Origin of the sequence: Olleya sp. HaHaR_3_96 (genome assembly GCF_019278545.1) — a bacterium.
Classification (GTDB): Bacteria; Bacteroidota; Bacteroidia; order Flavobacteriales; family Flavobacteriaceae; genus Olleya.
The window spans coordinates 4,076,435-4,091,410 of record NZ_CP058987.1 but is presented as its reverse complement, the minus strand read 5'-3'; the positions used below and the strand labels follow the sequence as shown (position 1 = coordinate 4,091,410).

15 protein-coding genes and 1 tRNA gene are annotated in these 14,976 nt (G+C 32.9%); 8 read left to right on the top strand and 8 right to left on the bottom strand.

Going from position 1 to position 14,976, the window contains the following annotated elements:
• Positions 1-296: 296 nt before the first annotated feature.
• Positions 297-1,817: an OmpP1/FadL family transporter gene (locus tag H0I26_RS18115; RefSeq protein ID WP_218700286.1), complete on the bottom strand. Its 1,521-nt coding sequence runs from the start codon at positions 1,815-1,817 to the stop codon at positions 297-299.
• Positions 1,818-1,835: 18 nt separating this feature from the next.
• Positions 1,836-2,858, bottom strand: coding sequence for a hypothetical protein (locus tag H0I26_RS18110; protein ID WP_218700285.1), 1,023 nt, complete (start codon positions 2,856-2,858; stop codon positions 1,836-1,838).
• A gap of 101 nt (positions 2,859-2,959) precedes the next feature.
• On the opposite strand from H0I26_RS18110, the gene proS reads away from it, so the two are divergent.
• From proS to rpsT, 3 genes are all read left to right on the top strand, one after another.
• Entirely contained in the window at positions 2,960-4,438 is a 1,479-nt protein-coding gene (gene proS, locus H0I26_RS18105) for a proline--tRNA ligase (RefSeq protein WP_101020110.1), read from the top strand.
• A 157-nt stretch (positions 4,439-4,595) separates the two neighbouring features.
• Positions 4,596-4,667: transfer RNA gene (locus H0I26_RS18100), tRNA-Glu, on the top strand.
• A 30-nt stretch (positions 4,668-4,697) separates the two neighbouring features.
• Positions 4,698-4,949 (top strand): 30S ribosomal protein S20, encoded by a 252-nt coding sequence (rpsT, locus tag H0I26_RS18095; protein WP_101020108.1) that lies wholly within the window; start codon positions 4,698-4,700, stop codon positions 4,947-4,949.
• A 362-nt stretch (positions 4,950-5,311) separates the two neighbouring features.
• Here the strand turns inward: rpsT and rho are convergent, their stop codons facing one another.
• Positions 5,312-7,036 carry a transcription termination factor Rho gene (gene rho / locus H0I26_RS18090; protein WP_218700284.1) on the bottom strand — a complete coding sequence of 575 codons (1,725 nt, stop codon included), beginning with the start codon at positions 7,034-7,036 and terminating at the stop codon, positions 5,312-5,314.
• A gap of 291 nt (positions 7,037-7,327) precedes the next feature.
• On the opposite strand from rho, the gene H0I26_RS18085 reads away from it, so the two are divergent.
• Positions 7,328-7,741 carry a DUF4293 domain-containing protein gene (locus tag H0I26_RS18085; RefSeq protein ID WP_101020103.1) on the top strand — a complete coding sequence of 138 codons (414 nt, stop codon included), beginning with the start codon at positions 7,328-7,330 and terminating at the stop codon, positions 7,739-7,741.
• A gap of 58 nt (positions 7,742-7,799) precedes the next feature.
• Here the strand turns inward: H0I26_RS18085 and H0I26_RS18080 are convergent, their stop codons facing one another.
• Positions 7,800-8,294: a metallophosphoesterase family protein gene (locus H0I26_RS18080; protein ID WP_218700283.1), complete on the bottom strand. Its 495-nt coding sequence runs from the start codon at positions 8,292-8,294 to the stop codon at positions 7,800-7,802.
• Between the two features lie 119 nt (positions 8,295-8,413).
• Between H0I26_RS18080 and truA the strand changes: the two genes are divergently transcribed.
• The gene (truA, locus tag H0I26_RS18075) at positions 8,414-9,163 is read left to right on the top strand and encodes a tRNA pseudouridine(38-40) synthase TruA (protein WP_218700282.1); all 750 of its coding nucleotides are present in this window, start codon (positions 8,414-8,416) and stop codon (positions 9,161-9,163) included.
• Complete coding sequence (locus H0I26_RS18070) at positions 9,156-10,928, top strand: ABC transporter ATP-binding protein (protein ID WP_218700281.1); 1,773 nt, start codon at positions 9,156-9,158, stop codon at positions 10,926-10,928. Before truA ends, H0I26_RS18070 begins: the two co-directional genes overlap by 8 nt.
• Positions 10,929-11,047: 119 nt before the next feature.
• Here H0I26_RS18070 and H0I26_RS18065 read toward each other — a convergent pair whose 3' ends face one another.
• The 4 genes from H0I26_RS18065 to folP form a co-directional block, all read right to left on the bottom strand.
• Complete coding sequence (locus H0I26_RS18065) at positions 11,048-11,455, bottom strand: hypothetical protein (RefSeq protein ID WP_218700280.1); 408 nt, start codon at positions 11,453-11,455, stop codon at positions 11,048-11,050.
• Between the two features lie 79 nt (positions 11,456-11,534).
• Positions 11,535-12,320 (bottom strand): diadenylate cyclase CdaA, encoded by a 786-nt coding sequence (cdaA, locus tag H0I26_RS18060; protein ID WP_101020092.1) that lies wholly within the window; start codon positions 12,318-12,320, stop codon positions 11,535-11,537.
• 35 nt (positions 12,321-12,355) lie between these two features.
• The gene (locus H0I26_RS18055) at positions 12,356-13,084 is read right to left on the bottom strand and encodes a hypothetical protein (protein ID WP_218700279.1); all 729 of its coding nucleotides are present in this window, start codon (positions 13,082-13,084) and stop codon (positions 12,356-12,358) included.
• Entirely contained in the window at positions 13,077-13,901 is an 825-nt protein-coding gene (gene folP / locus H0I26_RS18050; RefSeq protein ID WP_218700278.1) for a dihydropteroate synthase, read from the bottom strand. Before folP ends, H0I26_RS18055 begins: the two co-directional genes overlap by 8 nt.
• A gap of 115 nt (positions 13,902-14,016) precedes the next feature.
• Here folP and H0I26_RS18045 point away from each other — a divergent pair, with 115 nt between their 5' ends.
• Both H0I26_RS18045 and H0I26_RS18040 read left to right on the top strand, forming a co-directional pair.
• Positions 14,017-14,556 carry a DUF1599 domain-containing protein gene (locus H0I26_RS18045; protein ID WP_090840084.1) on the top strand — a complete coding sequence of 180 codons (540 nt, stop codon included), beginning with the start codon at positions 14,017-14,019 and terminating at the stop codon, positions 14,554-14,556.
• Between the two features lie 151 nt (positions 14,557-14,707).
• On the top strand, positions 14,708-14,944 hold the full coding sequence (locus H0I26_RS18040) for a four helix bundle protein (RefSeq protein WP_256935191.1): 237 nt from the start codon (positions 14,708-14,710) through the stop codon (positions 14,942-14,944).
• Positions 14,945-14,976: the final 32 nt, after the last annotated feature.

Here is a 14,976-nt window from a genome sequence, read left to right as displayed (position 1 = left end):
CTCACGTTAGATTGATAACAATTCTTAACTTTGCTATAAAGTAAAAAAGCTTCTCCATCTATATCTTAAGACTTTCGTCTTACTCCTGTTTAGATACAATGTTTTTATACTACTAGAGAGGTGTTTTGTGTCCTTTTAATTCAATCTTCTAAACTTTTACAAGTGCTGATTATACTAACATAATATGCACTTTTAATTACGGTCTGGTATTGCTGATTACTATAGGTTTGGGCATAAAAAAACCTGAACACATTGTTCAGGTTTTATATCGTTTTATAAAATAAATGAAGTACTAATTATAATCTAAATCCTAAGGTTAAGGTCACATTAGAAATTTTAGTGTCTAGAATAACAGGGTTTGTTAATCCTGTATTAAAAAATTGTTCATCTCTATCTTGTCTTGATTGGTTAAATGCTAGATCTAAATTAGTATTACCAAAGTTGTAACCCAAACCTAAAGAATAACCTGTTAAGTCACCAACAGTTGTACCGTTAGCATATGGGCTTTCCTCAATTCTGTAACCTCCTCTAAAACTAAATTGCTTTACTTTGTATTCTGCACCAATTTTAAAAGTGGAAGCGGCAGTTAGCACATTTTCCATTAGAGCATTTTGAGCACTGAAACTTGGATCAGAAGTTGGTTTAAATTTTGTTTTACTGTAATCTTTTCTAGAATAATCAAAGCTTATTAAGCCTTGTGTCCCAAAAACGTAAGCTAAACTTCCTGTAATCTTACTAGGAGTTTGTATTCTATAGCTTTCAAATATATTTATAATATTAGGATTAACTATTTGGTAAAAATCACCATTAGTATCATCAGCAACAAGTGTTTCAACATATTGTGTCGTTTCATCTTCTAGCGTCATCCATGTTGGAGATTCGTAAGTTATTCCAGCTCTTAGTTCATTGGTTAATTTAAAGATACCTCCTAATTGAAAAGAGAAACCAGAACCGTTTGTAGACAATGTGTTGTCAAATAAGACTTCTTTAACTAGAGAACTCGTGTTATTGTTTGTTTCGTAAAAACTAGTGTAACGTTCATAATTTAAAAAATGAGAGTTAAGATTTAAACCAAAATAGGTGTTTTCTCCATATTGTGTTCCTAGGTTAAAGCTAATTTTTCCATTATATCCTGTAGCAGAATAAGTATAGTCTTGTTGAAATGAATTTCCTTCTATGTTACTTGTATACTGCGTATTATCATCATCAAACGAATTGGGTTCTAAAATATACGAGTCATAACCCAAAAAAGCTTGCTGGTTTCCATAACCATAAGCACTTCCTATTCCTGCGTAAGCATCAGAAGTAGACTCGCCAGGAAAAGCTGATATTTCATCTAAACGCAAGCCTTGTGCATTGGCAAGAAAATATTGACCAATACTAGTGTTTCCCGTTCCATTAGCTCTCCAGTCGTTGTCATAATTTTTTGTGATATCATACTCCATAGCTAAAGAAAACTTCTTCCAAGGAGAATCATTGTTACTATTTTTAAATATAAAAACACCTCCACCTTGATTTAAATTTAATGAAGTGTTAGAAGAATTGTCTGTGCCATTAAAATAATTGGTACTGTTAGAATTGTTTTCGGTTCCTAATGTAAATGAAGCATAGCTAGTAGTGAAAACAGCAGAACTTGCTGGGTTAATACTTATTGCACTTAAGTCTCCTCCAAGTGCTCCAAACGCACCACTCATACTTTGGAAGCGAGCTGTTCCAGTTATTTCTCCACTAGAATAGCGTAAGGCGTCACTAATGCTTTGTGCATTACTAACAGATATGGATAAGATACCCATAATTAATATAGTTATTTTTTTCATAGATCTTTTTTTTAAATTTTAACCTCTACCTCTTCTTGAACTGCTACTTGACGAAGAGCTACTTCTCGTTGAAGAACTGCTTCTTGTAGTTGTACTTGTTCGGGGTGTAGAATTGTTGCTTCTTGGTGTAGAATTGTTGCTTCTTGGTGTGGAATTATTAGTTCTAGTTCTAGGAGTTGTACTATTGTTTCTAGTTCTAGTTCTAGGCGTTGTACTATTAGTTCTAGTTCTAGGCGTTGTACTGTTGTTTCTAGTTCTAGGTGTTGTACTGTTAGCTCTAGTTCTAGGTGTTGTACTGTTAGCTCTAGTTCTAGGAGTTGTTCTTGATCTAGTTACAGTATTTCTTGAATTTAATCTTGAATTTGATAAAGAGTTTCTGCTTGCATTTGTTCCGCGTCTTCCAGCGTTGTAAGACAAACCTCTCCTGTTGTAACCGCGGTTGTAAGTATAACCATAGCCATGGCCATTTCCGTAATAAGAGTGTCCCCAATATGGATTATTAAACCCATTATTCCAACCATATCCATAGTTAAAACCAGCATTCCATCCCCAGTTGTTATAGCCCCAAGGTCTGTTGTATCCCCAGTTATTATAACCCCAGTTGTTGTATCCCCAGTTGTTGTATCCCCAGTTGTTATATCCCCAGTTGTTATAGCCCCATCCATAGTTGTTATAACCACTATCATAAACATTAATGACGACGTTTTCGTTGGTAGCTCCCCAGCCAGCATTTTGAGTATTTTCCTCTAAAGAATCATCATATGACCCTTGGTAAGAATCTATATCTGTAAAAATTTCATCTTCACTATTATATACTTCTGCTTCTAAAGCTTTTTCTTTAAAATAATTGGAATAGTAGTTGTTATTATTTTCTGCTGGTATTGCAATATCTTCTTGTGGCGCATTTTCGGTAGTAGATCCGTAAATGCCATCACTTGTTTGTCCAACATATTGATAAGATCCACAAGAGCTTAAAGCTAAAACAGCCGTAAGAACCATAAACGATGGTAATTTTTTAGATAAGTAGTTATTTAATTTCATATCGTGTTGTTTTTAATTGTTGAACATTGTAAAAATAGTTAGTTTTGCTGAACTATTTTATTATTTAACATAATCACAATTTTTGTGCCAAAATACTGTATATGAGTAAAAAACTAACAAGTAGAGCTGAAAATTATTCCAAATGGTATAATGAATTGGTTGTAGAAGCTGACCTAGCTGAAAATTCGGCAGTAAGAGGCTGTATGGTCATAAAACCTTATGGCTATGCGATATGGGAAAAAATGCAAGCAGAATTAGATAAAAAGTTTAAAGAAACAGGACATCAGAACGCTTATTTTCCATTATTTGTTCCAAAAAGCCTATTTGAAGCAGAAGAAAAGAATGCTGAAGGCTTTGCCAAAGAATGCGCAGTAGTTACACATTATAGGCTGGAGAACGATCCAGATAAGCCAGGAAAACTAAGAGTTGACCCAAATGCTAAGCTTGAAGAAGAATTAGTCGTAAGACCAACTAGTGAAGCTATTATATGGAGTACCTTTAAAGGTTGGGTGCAATCATATAGAGATTTACCTCTATTAATCAATCAATGGGCTAACGTTGTACGTTGGGAAATGCGTACACGTTTATTTTTACGTACAGCAGAATTTTTATGGCAAGAAGGGCATACGGCGCATACAACAAAACAAGAAGCGATTGCTGAAGCAGAATTAATGAATGGTGTTTACGCCACGTTTACAGAAGACTTTATGGCTATTCCTGTTATTCAAGGATTGAAAACAGAAAGTGAACGTTTTGCCGGAGCGGATGAAACCTATTGTATTGAAGCTTTAATGCAAGATGGAAAAGCACTACAAGCTGGGACGTCTCACTTTTTAGGTCAAAACTTCGCTAAAGCATTTGATGTGAAGTTTACATCAAAAGAAGGGAAGCAAGAATATGTATGGGCAACATCTTGGGGAGTATCTACAAGATTAATGGGAGCATTAATTATGACACATAGTGATGACCATGGATTAGTACTACCTCCAAAATTAGCACCAAACCAAGTTGTTATTGTTCCTATATATAAGACAGACGAACAATTGGAAGCTATTACAGAAGTTGTTAATGGTATAATGACAGACTTAAGAAGTAGAAACATATCCGTTAAGTTTGATAACAGGGATACGTATAGACCAGGAGCTAAGTTTGCACAACACGAATTGCAAGGTGTACCATTAAGGATAGCGATAGGAGCAAGAGATCTAGAAAACGGTACTGTGGAGCTTGCTAGACGTGATACATTAACTAAAGAGGTTGTTGCATTAGATACTTTAACAGATAGGGTAGAGGGCTTAATGACGGAAATACAAGATACGTTATATAAGAAAGCTTTAGATTATAGAGATACACACATTACAGAAGTAGAAACTTTTGAAGAATTTAAAAAAGTTTTAGAAGAAAAGGGTGGATTTATCTCTGCACATTGGGATGGAACGGCAGAAACTGAAGATAAAATCAAAGAAATTACTAAAGCTACGATTAGATGTCTTCCTTTAGACGGAAAAATTGAAAAAGGAATTTGTGTGCTTACTGGCAGAGAATCAGCACGTCGCGTGTTATTTGCAAAAGCTTATTAAAGTTTTTTTGTTTTTTTTTATAAAAATTGTTGCAATACTTAAATATAGTTGTATATTTGCACCCGCAATGGCAACGTTGCTAAGTTATTTAAAAGTTATTTGAAAAGTTTGCAAGTTTAAAAAATATGTTTTATATTTGCGCTCTCAATAATTAAATGGCCCGTTCGTCTATCGGCTAGGACGCATGGTTTTCATCCATGTAAGAGGGGTTCGACTCCCCTACGGGCTACAATTTTTATAAAAAAATAAGGAAACAAAAATGGCAAATCACAAGTCAACTTTAAAAAGAATTAGAAGTAACGAAGCTAAGCGTTTGTTAAACAAGTACCAACATAAGACTACTCGTAATGCAATTAAAAAATTACGTGAGTTAGAAGACAAGAAAGAAGCTGAAGCTTTATTTCCTTCTATCGTTTCTATGTTAGACAGATTAGCAAAGAAAAACGTTATACATGCTAACAAAGCTTCTAACTTGAAATCTAGTTTATCTAAGCACGTTGCTGCGATGTAATTAGTTTTACTTTAAAAATTTTAAAACGCTTCATTTATATGAGGCGTTTTTTTTGTGTCTTATTTTAATTGATGTAAACCTATAAAAATACGGTTGTTCTATTAACTTCTTATGTGTATTAGCTTTAATATAGAAGTACGAAGAGACGCGGTATCGATATTTTGACTCTATTTAAGAAGGGTATAATATCATTATGTAATCTTCTATCTATGGTATTAAGATGTAGCTTGTAGATGTGGTTTCAATGGGTTGTGCTAGCGTTTAGAATAAAAATAAACGTGATACATATGTCGGCCATATTAGGTCATAAAAAAAGCCTTAACGATTGTTAAGGCTTTTCTGTATTATGTATGTGTTAGCTTTTAACCATTCATCGAGATTAAAAACTCTTCGTTATTTCTAGTTTGTCTAAAGCGATCATTTATAAATTCCATAGCTTCTACAGGATTCATGTCTGCAAGATATTTACGCATCACCCACATACGTTGGATGGTTGTAGCATCTAATAAAATATCATCACGACGTGTGCTTGATGATGTTAAATCGATAGCTGGGAAAATACGACGATTAGATATTTTACGATCTAATTGTAGTTCCATATTACCTGTTCCTTTAAATTCTTCGAAAATTACTTCGTCCATTTTAGAACCTGTTTCTGTTAATGCTGTTGCAATAATAGTTAGAGATCCCCCATTTTCTATATTACGTGCAGCTCCAAAGAAACGTTTTGGTTTATGTAAAGCATTAGCATCTACACCTCCCGAAAGAATTTTTCCTGACGCTGGTTGTACAGAGTTATATGCTCTAGCTAAACGCGTAATTGAATCTAATAAGATCACAACATCGTGTCCGCATTCTACCAATCGTTTTGCTTTTTCTAAAACGATGTTAGCAATTTTTACGTGCTCGTGTGCTTCCTTGTCAAAAGTAGAGGCAATAACTTCTCCACGAACATTACGTTGCATGTCTGTTACTTCTTCTGGACGCTCATCAATTAGTAATATCATTTGGTATACCTCGGGATGATTTGCTGCAATGGCATTGGCAACATCCTTTAAAAGCATGGTTTTACCTGTTTTTGGTTGTGATACAATCATACCACGTTGTCCTTTACCTATTGGTGCAAACAAGTCCATGATTCTTGTAGAGATAGTCGCTTGCTTTTCTGCAATATTAAATTTCTCTTGAGGGAATAATGGTGTTAAATGCTCAAAAGCAACACGGTCTCTTACCACATTAGGGTTTTGACCATTTATTTTGCTGACTTTAATTAAAGGGAAATATTTTTCGCCTTCTTTTGGAGGTCTAACTTGTCCTAGAACAGTATCTCCAACTTTTAATCCGAATAAACGAATTTGAGATTGTGAGACATAAATATCATCAGGTGATGATAAGTAGTTATAATCAGAAGAGCGTAAAAATCCGTAACCATCCTGCATGATGTCTAAAACACCCTCACTTTCTATAATAGCATCAAATTCAAAATCTGGTTCTCTATAACGGTTACGACTGTCTTTGTTTCCGTTATGTTGGTTACCGTTTTTTTGATTGCTATTTTTCTGGTTACTATTTTTTTGATTGTTATGTTTTGGACGATTTGGTTGCTTATTATCGCTTTGTTTGTCGTCCTTATTGTCGTTAGACTGTTTGTTTTTCTGATGGTTGTGAACCGGTTTTTTGGGTTGTGGTTTAGCAGGTGTTTTTGCGACCACTTCCTTCTCACTAACCTCCTTTTTAGCGACAGGTTTAGGTGCGGCTTCGGGTGTTAAATCTAATTGAGGTTGACTTGCGGTTCCCTTTTGTTTAGCAGGCTTTACAACTCTAGCTCTTTTTGGCTTTGGAGCTGCTACTGGTTTTTCAGTGGTTTCAGCTTTAACCGGTGCGGCCTTTTTTACAGGGGCTTTCTTAACAGGAGTATCCTCTTTTTTTACTTCTAAAACAGCTTTTGGATCTGCTGCTTGCTTATCTAGTATTTGATATACTAAATCTAATTTTTTTAATGAACGAAACTTAGAGACATTCAGTTTTTTAGCCATATCCTGTAATTCAGGAAGCTTCATTTCTTTTAATTGTGAGATTTCAAACATTGATGTTGAATTAACTTATGTGTTGATGTAATTTGAATTGATTATTTCTTGAAGAAAATAAGATATACTTCTGAAGAATTAACGTTCTGCTAGTGTGAGTGTTGCATTGCGTTACTGCAATTATACAACTTTTATTTCAATTTTTTATTCAGTCCTCTATGTTTATTCCTTTTTAATTGGAACACAGAAGCTTGCGATTAGGTTTTATAATAAAGATAATTTTTAATGCAGTATGTTTCTTTAATAAGAAAAGAAACTATATTTTTGTTATTCAATATTTGAGATTATAATATGTTACAACGTATTCAAACGGTATATTTATTAATTGTTGCTATTATTTCAGGAGGACTAATTTTTGTCTTTGATTTATGGACAACAACTAACGATATTATGGTTTTTGCTAAAGACGAGCGAGTTGTTTTTGGTTTGTTTATAGGATCTGCGTTATTAGCTGTAATTTCAATATTTAAATTTAAAAATAGAAAGTCTCAATTTATGTTGGGACGACTAAATCAGATATTAAACTTAATTTTACTAGGATTTTTCGTGTATCGAACGCTAAATGCATCTGGAGAAGCAAATGATGTTTCTGAGAAAGGTGTTGCGATTTTCCTCCCTGTTATATCTATCGTCTTTTTGATTTTATCAAATAGAGCCATTAAGAAGGATGAAGATCTTGTCAAATCTGTGGATCGTTTACGTTAAACCTAACATCTTAGTAGTATTAGTGCGAAAAAAAACCGAAGCGAAAGCTTCGGTTTTTTTATTTTCTAGGATACTCAATAACTTCTAAGTTATCAATTTTACCATTATCTATTGTAAAGCGTAACATGGTTCTTACATTATGAAAGCCATGTATGCCTATAGCACCAGGATTCATGTGTAATAATCCTAACTTTTTATCCGGTATAACCTTTAAAATATGAGAATGTCCACAAATAAATAATTTTGGAGGATTAGCTTTTATTTCATCTCTAATCCTAATATTGTATCTATTGGGATACCCACCAATATGTGTAATCCAAACATCTACACCTTCTATAGTAAATCTATTGTTTTCCGGAAATTCGGCACGTGCTTTATCATTATCAATATTGCCCCATACGGCACGCAGTGGTTTTAGGGCTTGAATAGCATCGGTTACTTTAAGGTCTCCAATATCACCAGCATGCCAAACCTCGTCAGCTAATTTGACGTGTTTTAAAATAGTATCGTCCATATGGCTGTGCGTATCGGAGAGTAGTAATATTTTTTTCATTTGTGTTAAAGGGCTTTTTGTGTTTTTTAGGTAAACTATTCTTAAAACTTTAAGCTTCGGACTTCAAGCTTCTGTCTTTATATTATCTTTGCTTTTTAATATGTAAAAATACTGTTTTCTTGCGCTATTTTATAGAACTATCTTATAATGGGAAAAATTATCATGGTTGGCAAAAGCAACCTAATGCTATTTCTGTACAAGAAGTTTTAGAAAAAGCATTATCCACTATTTTAGGTGAAACTATTGCTGTTATGGGAGCTGGTCGTACTGATGCTGGTGTACATGCCAAACAATTGTTTGCTCATTGGGATACAGATATTCTTTTTGATGCAGAAAAAGTGCAGTATAAATTAAATTCGTTTTTACCAGTAGATATTGCTATCCAATCTATATTCAAAGTGAAGGAAGATAGTCATGCGCGTTTTCATGCAACAAGCAGAGCCTATTTATATCGTGTGGCTTTACAAAAAAGCCCTTTTAATGTGGATCAATCTTACTTTTTGAAGCACGCTTTAGATATTGAAAAAATGAATGAAGCGACAAAAATATTGTTCGAATACAAAGATTTTCAGTGTTTTTCAAAAACTCACACAGATGTAAAAACGTACAATTGTGATATTATGAAAGCGGAATGGCAATTAATGGATAACGAATTACATTTTACTATTAAAGCCGATCGTTTTTTAAGAAACATGGTAAGAGCCATAGTAGGTACTCTTATCAATATAGGTGTTGGGAAAATGGAAGTTGACGAGTTACACACTATTATAAAATCTAAAAACAGAAGTAATGCCGGGTTTTCAGTACCAGCGCAAGGATTATATTTAACTGAAGTCGCTTACCCAGATACAATAAAACTAAATGACTAAGACAAAAGAAAACATATTTGACAAAGCACTATTTAAACGGTTGTTTAAATACACTAAACCGTATAGATCTGTATTTTACGGATTGATAGTTTCGGTGCTTATTTTAGGAGCTTTAAGTATTGCAACACCAGTATTGTTAAGAGAGATTATTGATGAACATTTAGTTAAAAAAGACTATAATGGTTTTATTTTTCTAATCATATTAATGATTGTGCTATTAGTAACACAAGTGGTACTTCAGTTGTTTTTTATCTATTTTTCGTCTTGGTTAGGCTTAAAAATGGTAAAGGATATTCGTGTTAAACTGTTTGATCATATTCTTAGTTTTAAGATGAAATACTTTAATACATCGTCAGTTGGAGTGTTAATTACTAGAGCAGTTACGGATATGGAACGTATCGCTTCTGTTTTTGGGGATGGTTTATTTACTATAATCAGAGATTTATTGGTTATGGTCGTGATTTCTGGCGCAATGTTATATTACAATTGGCAGTTAAGTTTAATTGTATTTGTAACGTTACCAATTGTATTATTTGCTACAAAAATTTTTCAACGATACATGAAGCGCGCTTTTGAAGATGTGCGTAACGAAGTCTCTAACTTGAACTCGTTTGTACAAGAACGTGTCACAGGAATGAAAATTTTACAGTTATTTACAAGAGAAGATACTGAATATAAAAATTTTAAAGAAATTAATAATCGCCATAAAAAAGCGTGGTTAAAAACGGTTTGGTATAACTCTATTTTCTTTCCAATTGCTGAATTTTTGGGCTCGTTAACAACAGGATTAATTGTTTGGTTTGGAGGTTTAAACATATTAGTAGAAGGCAGTAATGTTACACCTGGAGATTTATTTATGTTTATTACCATGATTCCTATGTTATTTAGACCATTGCGTCAAATAGCGGATAAGTTTAATACGCTTCAAATGGGGATGATTGCTTCAAACAGAGTTTTTAAAATATTAGATACAACTTCGCAAATAGATAATTCAGGAAACCTTATTGCTAAAAACTTTAAAGGAAGTATCAATTTTGATGGTGTACATTTTAGTTATGTTGAAGATGAAGAGGTCTTAAAAGGCATTAGTTTTGATGTAAAAGCAGGAGATACTGTCGCAATTGTAGGCGCTACAGGAGCAGGGAAAAGTACGGTTATTAATTTATTAAACCGTTTTTACGAAATCACTTCTGGGACAATTTCAATAGATAATACGGATATAAAAGAGTACACATTAGTCTCTTTAAGACAACAAATAGCAGTAGTATTACAGGATGTATTTTTATTTGCGGATACTATTTTGAACAATATCACATTAAGCAATCCAAATATTACAGAAGCTGATGTTGTGCAAGCAGCAAAAGATATTGGAATACACGATTTTATAATGAGTTTACCTAATGGCTATCAGTATAATGTAAAAGAACGTGGTGTGATGTTATCTTCAGGACAACGACAACTAATTTCTTTTTTACGTGCCTATGTAACCAATCCTAGCATTTTGGTATTAGATGAAGCAACGTCTTCTGTAGATTCGTATTCAGAGCAATTAATACAAACGGCAACTGAGAAAATTACCAAAGGTCGCACGTCTATAGTTATCGCGCACAGATTAGCAACCATCCAAAAAGCAGATAATATAATTGTTATGGATGCAGGTTTAATTGTGGAGCAAGGGACGCATGACGAGTTGCTTAAAAAAGACAATGGGTATTATAAAAACTTGTACGAAGTACAGTTTTTACAACCTGAAAAAGTAGCCTAATTCCTGTGAAGACTATAGTCTTATGATTTATAAATTAAAGAGCTGACTATTGGTATTTAGTTGAGGATTTTAATTACTTACTTAAGAAAGCGACTAGGTTTTTTATCTAGATACCCAAATTAATCTAAAATAGTGATACCTATTTTTGTAAGTATTTTTTTGACGTTAGTAATTTGTTCAGGTGTTTTTAAGTAAACGATATCCCGACTTTTTCCATTAGTTAATTTTAAAGACAGTCGTTTTGATCCAAAGACGGTTTTTTCTGTTAATTGTTCGATTGATTTAACTGCAATTTTCTCTTGGCTTGATTTCTTGAAAAAGTAAAAATATAAGACCACTATTGATGTAATCCCTAATACTATCCAGATAATTTGCATTAAGCCAATCCCAGTGTCACTTATGTAAGACGCATTAAGAATGGCATTAACAAGATTTAGAATCATTAATGCTTTAATCATTAAATATTGGGTTTTTAATCCATCTTTAATGTCAATTGTTTTGTCTTTTTCGTTGTAATTAATGTGCATTGCTAAACTCTTTCAATTAGTATAAAATGGTTAGTATGTGTGGGTTGATTTATAGCTTTCTAAGAAATTAAAGCAAAGCTTATTCTAAATCATTCTTTAAAATTTGAGCTAATTCCACGGTGTTTTCAAACGGCAGGAATTCGCCATTTCTAAAGCAAGAAATTTGCCCAGTTTCTTCACTTACAGCAAGGGCAATGGCATCCGTACGCTCAGTCACTCCAACAGCAGCACGATGACGTAAACCAAAGCGTTGCGGAATGGTCTTCTCGTTGTTTACTGGTAAAATAACACGTGTTGCTTTGACAATGTTATCTTGTATAATAATGGCGCCATCATGTAGTGGGCTGTTTTTAAAAAAGATGCTTTCTATGATCGGTTGGGTGACTTTTATATTCATTTCATCACCAGTATTCGCTAAAAAATCAAGATTGTTATTTCGTTCTAAAACGATTAATGCACCTGTTTTTGTGCTACTCATTTTATTACAAGCAGAGATGATAGCATCAATATCTGTTAACGTACCAGTTTCTATTTTTAAAAACTTTAATTGACTTAAAAATTTACGTCTACTGGCAAAATTGGTTGATCCAATCATTAATAAAAACTTTCTTACTTCTTGCTGAAATACAATAATTAAGGCAATAAAACCGACACTTATAAAACCTCCTAAAATTTTGGTTAATAAAACCATTTGTAAAGCTTCTACTGTCAAGTAGATAAAATAGATGACTACAATACCAATAAAAATATTAATAGCAACTGTCCCTTTAACTAGTTTGTAAACGTAGTAGAGTAGCAGTGCAACTAACACTACATCTATCATGTCTATCCAACTAAATTTTAAAATGTCTTTAAATATATCCAAAGGAAAGCGGTTTTTGTAAATTTAATATAATTGGGTTAATAAATGAATTCGTTGTTTGAAATTGAAATAGTTTCAGACTCTAAAGTTGAAATAATTATTTTAAAAGTAATGTATTCTTGAAAAGTTAAATTTTTGGAGAAATTCACTTTTAGATCAATAAAATATCCATTTCCTGTCAATGCTAAGTTTCTTAAATATTTTGGTAGATTACCTTCGTTTAGTAGTGCTTTATTGCTTGATATTATATGGTTTTTGTCAAAATAAATGTCTACAATTTGATGAACATGTTCGTAGATCCCATTGTTTGGAACATGTTCTGTTTTGAATTCTTTTTCATTAATAGGTTTTAAATTTTTTGTAGAGTGATTCTCACCTTTTTTAATAACATAAACAATATCAGTAAAATCAATAAAGCCTAAATTTTTAATACTAGTATCATTACAAGTATAATAATTCCGTGCTTTTTCATTTTTATGCATGGTTGCATTGCGTTTCTTTTCTTGTAATTTTATTATAGATGGTAACGCTTGTTCTAGTGTTAAACGCTTATCTACATTAACCAGCCAGTTGGTTGATATAATTAAGTTTTTTCGATTTAGCTCAACGCTATCTTGCTTGGTTTCATCATAAAAAATGTAAGCTGGAGAGACGTCTAAAATCTCAGTGATTGTAGCATTTTGTATTTCTGGTAGTTGCAGTACTTTTTCATTTCCGCAGGAAAAAAATAAAAGTGCTATACTGATAAATAATAATCTGTTAAGCATGTAATTGATTGTAAAGTGTGATACATTCTTGGGCTTCTTTAACATCATGCACACGCAGTATTTTAGCGCCTTTTTGCAAAGCAATCATGTGTAAAGCAGTAGTCCCGTTTAAAGCGTCATTTGCTGTAGTGTCTAGCGTTTTGTAAATCATAGATTTTCTGGATAGACCAGCTAGTAAAGGTAATTCTGTAATGTTTAGAAGTTCAAATTTGTTTAATAATTCAAAATTCTGTGCTAACGTTTTAGCAAAACCAAAACCAGGATCTAAAACTAAATCAATAATGCCTAAAGCACGAGCTGTTGCAATACGCTCTGAAAAATAAAAGTTTATGTCTTTGACTAAATTATCATAAACCGTCATCGTTTGCATGGTTTGAGGCGTACCTCGCATATGCATCATAATATACGGGACATGTAAATCAGCGATGGTTTGCAGCATGTTGTTATCTAAATGGCCTGCCGAAATATCATTAATCAAAGCTGCTCCAGCCTCGATTGTTGCTTTTGCAATAGTACTTCTAAACGTATCTACTGAAATATTGATATCTGGAAATTTATCTACCAGAAGTTTAATTATTGGTAAAATACGTTGCAATTCTTCGTCTTCAGACACAAAAGGCGCATTTGGTCTAGAACTGTAAGCACCAATATCTATAAAAGTTGCCCCTTGGTTTAATAAGGTTTCGACTTGATTTAAAATAGAATTTTCGTCTTTATAACGTCCGCCATCAAAAAAAGAATCGGGTGTTACATTTAAAATACCCATTACTTTTGGAGTACTTAAATCTATAAGTTTGCCTTTACAATTTATTGTCATTTGTACACTTATATATGGTGTTGGGATAACGTTAGTAAAACTTTAAACCCTAAACCTTGAACTTTAAATAATTTTATGCGAAATTTACGCAAAATTCAATTAGAGTTTATCAAATATGCAAGATACTTCAAAACAATACGATGCTGTTATAAAAACCTGTCGCGACCTTTTTATTAATAAAATGACGGATTACGGAAGTGCTTGGCGAATTTTACGTTTACCTTCTTTAACGGATCAGATTTTTATAAAGGCGCAACGTATTAGAGGGTTGCAACAAAATGACGTGCGTAAAGTGGATGAAGGCGAGCAAAGCGAATTTATCGGGATTATCAACTATTGCATTATGGCTTTAATTCAATTGGAAAAAGGCGTGGTAGAGCAACCAGATTTGGAAGTAGAGGAAGCTACCGTTTTATACGATGCACAGGTCAAAGCAACAAAACAGTTAATGCAAGATAAAAACCATGATTACGGAGAAGCTTGGAGAGACATGCGTGTAAGTAGCTTAACAGATTTGATTTTACAAAAATTATTACGTGTTAAGCAAATTGAAGACAATTCAGGAAAAACAATTGTAAGCGAAGGGATTGATGCTAATTATCAAGATATGATTAATTACGCCATTTTTGCAATGATACATTTAACTAATGACTAAAATCCCAAAAAACAAAAACTAAATTCCAAATAGATTGCGCACTACAAAAACTTTTAATTTAGAAGATAGAACTTACGAGTTTGCAAGGGATTGTCGTGTTTTGGTTAAGGATTTAAATAGAACAATTTCTAATATAGAAGATGGGAAATAATTGGTTAGGTCTTCGGGCTCAGTTGGCGCTAATTATATTGAAGGAAATGAGAAATTAGGAAATAAAGATTTAATATTTAGAATTAAAATTTCAAGAAAAGAAGCTAAAGAAAGTGAATACTGGCTAAAACTTTTGAAAGATTTGAATAAAGAAGAGTCAAACAGAATAGAAACATTAATAATAGAAGCAAGCGAAATTAGAAAAATACTGTCTGCAATAATTAATAAATTAACATAATTACGAATTTGTTTTTTTTTAATTTGTTAAGC